Source organism: Suttonella ornithocola, assembly GCF_001889065.1.
Taxonomy (GTDB): Bacteria; Pseudomonadota; Gammaproteobacteria; order Cardiobacteriales; family Cardiobacteriaceae; genus Suttonella_A; species Suttonella_A ornithocola.
Genome location: NZ_LWHB01000011.1, coordinates 1 through 5,510 on the forward strand (window position 1 = coordinate 1; position 5,510 = coordinate 5,510).

The 5,510-nt window shown below is 42.1% G+C and carries 4 protein-coding genes; 3 read left to right on the forward strand and 1 reads right to left on the reverse strand.

Translation table 11 applies throughout. The annotated features are described in order from the left end of the window. On the reverse strand, positions 1–933 hold a 933-nt coding region (locus tag A5N85_RS00815), incomplete at its 3' end, for a nucleoside recognition domain-containing protein (protein ID WP_072575518.1). Positions 934–1,145: 212 nt separating this feature from the next. Between A5N85_RS00815 and A5N85_RS00820 the strand changes: the two genes are divergently transcribed. From A5N85_RS00820 to A5N85_RS00830, 3 genes are all read left to right on the forward strand, one after another. Then, complete coding sequence (locus A5N85_RS00820; RefSeq protein WP_072575519.1) at positions 1,146–1,667, forward strand: DUF2271 domain-containing protein; 522 nt, start codon at positions 1,146–1,148, stop codon at positions 1,665–1,667. 62 nt (positions 1,668–1,729) lie between these two features. Further along, entirely contained in the window at positions 1,730–3,910 is a 2,181-nt protein-coding gene (locus A5N85_RS00825) for a PepSY domain-containing protein (RefSeq protein ID WP_072575520.1), read from the forward strand. A 20-nt stretch (positions 3,911–3,930) separates the two neighbouring features. Next, positions 3,931–5,286 carry an ankyrin repeat domain-containing protein gene (locus A5N85_RS00830; RefSeq protein ID WP_072575521.1) on the forward strand — a complete coding sequence of 452 codons (1,356 nt, stop codon included), beginning with the start codon at positions 3,931–3,933 and terminating at the stop codon, positions 5,284–5,286. The last annotated feature ends 224 nt before the right edge of the window (positions 5,287–5,510 follow it).

Here is a 5,510-nt window from a genome sequence, read left to right on the forward strand (position 1 = left end):
GTAAGAAACAATTTTTACCCCGAATAACAGTGCATCTCGCACACCATTTATCCAGTTTTCTATTTTGAGTGTAGAGGCACGAGTAGCAGCGCCTACTATGGCGCGACGCAAAGCGGTGCTATTGCGTGCAAGAGCTTTTTCAAGTCGTGGTGTGCCGTCAATATAAGTATCGGGTTTTCGAGAAATCGGCGGAATGCGTACCATAATCATTGCTAGCAAGAAGTTCACAATAAAAGCAGAAAGAATCATTTGCGGTAGATAATCTAAAATTCCACCGATAGAAACTAACACAGTGAAAAAGCCTAAGCTACATAAGCTGAAGCCTGTCATAATCGCAATAGCTTCACGTTCAGTATAGATTTTTTGACGATAGAGTTTATCGGTGAGAAAGATACCCACCGCAGGCGCAGCCACAAATGAGGTAATGGCATCCACCGCGCTGATACCGGGGGTACGATAAAGCGGACGCATGAGTGGTTCTAAGAGTGTGCCGAGAAACTCAAGAAACCCAAATTCGGTTAAAAATAATACGGCAATTCCCGCAATACTTACGGTGAGTAAGACTTTGCCCGCTAACTTCATCACTAATCCACCAACTTCTGGATTAGCAAGCCATTCAGGTGCGATACCTAATGTCAGCATGGCAGTAAAAATAAGCGCAAGAAAAAAAAGAATACCAGTAATCATTCCGTCTTTTTTATGAATATACGCGAATTTAGCCTTAGGATTTATCCGTGAAACAATCCAATTTAAGCATAGTAGCGCAATAATGATTAACACGATAATGGGTAAAACCTTTCCTAGTCCGCTACCTAGCGCATCAATTAGCGCAACTAATGGGGTTTTCCATTTTTCTCCAACGGGAATGGGAATGAAAAAAATAAAAAGACCAATAAAGCTCCCGATAAGGGATTTTAGGCCGTTGGCAATCATGTATTCTCCTTTGAACCATTAGAGCAAAAAAGCGCATAGGATAGTCATAATCTGACGAATAATCTAGGACATATTGTGTATGGAGAAAGTAAGTCTATAAAGTAAATGTTGATAAAAATTGTTCTCATTTATTGACACAAGATGAACTTTTGTTTAGGCTGCGCCGTTTTATAAGACCTATTTTTTATTCCCATTCTTTTTTTGGAGGCTTTATGTCAACAATTTCTAGGGGTTTTTCTTCTTATTCCATACAAGGTGCGTTAAAAAAAATATTGGTAGCAACGGCGTTATCGACAAGTCTCGCATTTTCTGTAGCCGCACAAGCGACAGAAGCTACTTTTTTAGTGCAACTGAATGAATATGAAGGGCATCCAGCGTATTTCACGATGTATCTTGTTGACCCAGAAGGTCGCTATGTGCGCACGCTGTGGGTTTCAGGACCTGAAACCCGTTGGCATAAAAGTCAGCCGCGTTGGTGGAAATATTTAGGTCGTGCGCCACAAGAATTGGATGCGATTACAGGTGCTTCTACAAAAGCTGGTGACCGTGAAGTCATCCGTGTGCATTTAAATGAAGATGAATTAGATAAGGGATATAAAGTCCGGGTCGATAGTATCGTAGAAGACCAAAATAATTATCCTACGGATGTCGAAGCTGAGCTGTCTAGTGATAAACAAAAAGCCAAAATACCTGGAACAGGATATGTTCGTTATATTCGTTATAAATGGGATTAAATTTAGTGAATATGGAAGGTATTCGCGTTATTTGGCTCATAATTTAGAAATGTTTTAACGATATGTGGCGTCGTATTCACTTATGGACTGGTTTAGCGTTAGCGGTGCTTGTCATTACGATGGCAGGTACAGGGACTTTTTTAGCGACTCAACCGCTGTATGAAGCGTATCAGGTACGGCATACGCCCCAAGCGCAATCTGTTGCAGAAGTCATCGAGAAAATTGCTAAGGCTAATTCAAGGATTACGCCACAACGATTGAAAATTTCCCCCGCAGGTGAAGCAAATCTAAGTTATTCCCGTAATAACCATTTGCGGGAGACCAATCTCAGTTTAGAAACAGGGAAATTTCTACCCAAACGGCAAGAACCAAAGCTCTATGGTGTAATAAAAGATTTCCACCGCTCTTTCTTTTTGGGTGAAAAGGGACGGTTATTACCAGCGTTGGCTGGTATTGCAATGGCATTTCTGACGTTGTCTGGATGCTTCTTATTAGTACGACGAATGGGTGGCTGGCGACAAATTCTTAGTCGTGTTTCATGGCGAGGCGCAGGCAATCTACATGCGGCGGTTGGGCGGCTTGCAATTTTGCCATTGATTGTTACGGTGCTAACTTCTCTGTGGTTATCTGCGGTAACGTTTCACTGGGTATCAGATGGTTCAGATAAGCCACCTGCTTATCCAGAAAGTCGAGAGCAATTAGACCCTGTTAAACCTTGGACTCTGCAAGGATTGAAAGAGATTCCTATTGCTCAAGTAAAAGAAATTATTTATCCAGTCGCAGATGATTGGTTTGATGTTTGGACGGTTCAAACGGATAACGCTTATATTTTTGTTGACCAGTTTAGTGGTGAGGTCTTAAAAAAAGAGCCATTAGCCTTATCTGCCAGAATTTATGACTGGGTCATGCTATTGCATACGGGCGAAGGAACGCGTTTTTGGGCAGTTATCTTATTGTTATCTTCTCTAACCGTGCCATTATTTGCAGTAACGGGCGTGATGATTTGGTGGCGTAATCAGCGCAATAAAGTGCGCTTACGTCATAATGCTTCAGCAGCACAGGCGGAAATTTTGCTCTTAGTTGGTTCAGAGCATGGTAGCACCTGGCAGTTTGCAAAAGCTTTGCATGATGCTTTACATGACGCGAGTTTTTCTGTACGCACGATTGAAATGAATGCACTGGCAAGTCATTATCCAAAATTACGTTATTTATTGGTGTTAACCGCTACTTATGGCGATGGCGATGCGCCGGCTTCTGGAAAACGCTTTTTATCGCGCTTAGAAACATTGACGCAAGATGAAGTTAAACATGCCACTTTAGCTTTTGGCGATAAAGCATTTCCTGCTTTTTGTGCGTTTGGACAAACCGTTGACGCGGCATTAACCACAAAATTTGGCTCGGCTTGTTTGCCACTGACTTATGTCGATAGACAATCTGCGCAAACGTTTCATCATTGGTGCGGTTTATTATCGGAACCATTAGGCAAATCTTTAGCCGTGCATTACCAAGCAAAACGACCAAAAACGCAGTCTTTGAAACTAATTAACCGTCAAATTTACGGCGAAGCGGTGAATGCACCGATTGGTATTTTAACCTTTGAAGCGGTGAAAAAAGGGCGTTATCAAGCAGGCGATTTATTGGCGATTTATCCGCCAGTGAAAGATGCGGCACCGCGTTATTATTCAATGGGTGCAAAACATAGCGAACCTAAAATTGAGCTATGCGTGCGTTGGCAACCTGATGGACTATGCTCAAATTGGTTATGCACCATGCCCATTGGAGATTGTATAGAGGTAGTCGTTGAAGAAAATCATCGCTTTCATTTGCCTAAAGGACGCAGACCGGTGGTCATGATTGGCGCTGGTACAGGTATTGCCCCTTTTATTGGCATGATTAGACAAAATCATACCAATCGCATCGTGGATTTATATTGGGGCGGACGTCATCCTGAGAGTGATGCTTTATACCAAACAGAATTGGCGAAATGGCAAGAAATCGGTCGACTTCATCGTTGCCAACTGGCTTGGTCACGCATTGCTGAAAAACAGTATGTTCAGCAGCTCATTCATGCAGATGGCGAACATATTTTAGCAAGGTTGCGCGATGGTGCGGTCATCATGGTTTGCGGTGGGCAAGCGATGGCAGCGGCAGTGCGCAATGAAATTGAACAGCTGGTGCAAACGCTAGGTAGCAGCGTTGCCGAGCTGAAACGTCGCAAACGCTATCTTGAAGATGTTTATTAATGTTTAATTTGGAGAACCCCATGAAACAAACTCTGCTCGCGCTTTCTCTTGGTTTTACGCTACTTGGTCAAGCGGCTTTTGCTGCAAATCCAATGTTAAGTAAAGACTTTTGGAAATCGGCAAATTTAGAAACCGTTCAAAAAGCGGTGCAAGATGGTAATGCTATCACTGACATTGATTCAGATAATTTTACACCGTTAATTAATGCCTTACGTAATAATGCACCCCTCGAAGTCGTTAAATATTTGGTTGAAAATGGCGCAGATATCCGTCGTCGTGGACACGGTGGACGCGCTGCCTTGTTATGGGCGGCTTATGGTTCTGGTTTAGATAGCGTGAAATATCTCTTAGAGCAGGGGGCAGATATCCAAGACCGTGATGATGCTGATCGCACGGTAGTGGGTTATGGTGCTTTTTCACAAAAAGATAAAGCGGTCTTAGAATATTTGATTGAGCAAGGCATCGATCCGAATGATATTGATGACGGTGGCTATAACGCTGCATTAGCAGCCGCTTATCTAAATCCTAATTTAGACGTAGTGAAATATCTTGCCAGCGTTTCAGATTTAAAAGCGAAAACAGAAAAAGAGGAAAGTGCCTATCTATTAGCGGCTTATCGTAATAGTAATCCTGAAGTCATTGCATGGGTTGCCGAGCAATTAGGCGATAAAAACGAAAAAACTGCTGCTGGCGAAGATGCGCTAAATCGTGCGGCTATTCGTAATGGATTAAAGAGTATCAATTATCTTATTGAGCAAGGTTTTGATCCTAAAAATACCAATGATGCGGGACGCGATGCGTTATCACAAGCGGCTTACCGCAATAGTATTAACGTGATTAAACGTTTCCTAGAATTGGGATTAGACGTTAATCAGGCGGATAAAGCAGGTCGCACACCACTAATGTATGCTGCCAATCGCAATGAGCCGGAAGTGGTCGCTTTATTATTAGAAAAAGGCGCAAAAGTGAATATTGCGGACAAACAAGGAAATACACCGTTAATTGAAGCGGGCAAGCGTAGCCGTAAAGGAAATGATGAAATCATTGCGATGTTATTAAAAGCCGGTGCGGATGCAAAAGTGAGTAACGAACGCGGTGAAAATGCATTAGTTGCTGCGGCACGAAATAATGCAAGTGTTGATACCTTAAAAGCATTGGTTGAAGCGGGTGCAGATGTGAATGCGGTTGATAAAGACAAAATGAGCGCGTTGATGTATTTGGCACTGAAAGGCAACAATCCAGAAGCGTTGCAATATTTACTTGATAAAGGCGCGAAAAAAGATTTTGCTGATGATTTTGGTGATACTGCTGCCGATATGGCAAAAGAAAACTCTGCATTAAAAGAAAATGATATCGTTGAGAAACTTAAGCCTTAAAACGTTTTGAATTAACGCTCAAAATACTCAAACAGCCATCATTTTATTTATGGCTGTTTGAGTATGTCAGTACTGTTATCTTATAGTGCAATCATCTAAAACCTAACCCAATCCAAAGCAGATAAAAGAGTAAAGTATCAATACAATCCATCCGCCATTCTTTGCGTATTTGCTTAATCCAAGCCCACATCTTTTCAATGGATTTAAGTCTGGACTATAAGGGG

Bases quoted from the DNA above. Each gene is read 5' to 3' on its own strand.
- A5N85_RS00830 (WP_072575521.1), top strand. From the start codon at position 3,931: ATGAAACAAACTCTGCTCGCGCTTTCTCTTGGTTTTACGCTACTTGGT.
- A5N85_RS00825 (WP_072575520.1), top strand. From the start codon at position 1,730: ATGTGGCGTCGTATTCACTTATGGACTGGTTTAGCGTTAGCGGTGCTT.
- A5N85_RS00820 (WP_072575519.1), top strand. From the start codon at position 1,146: ATGTCAACAATTTCTAGGGGTTTTTCTTCTTATTCCATACAAGGTGCG.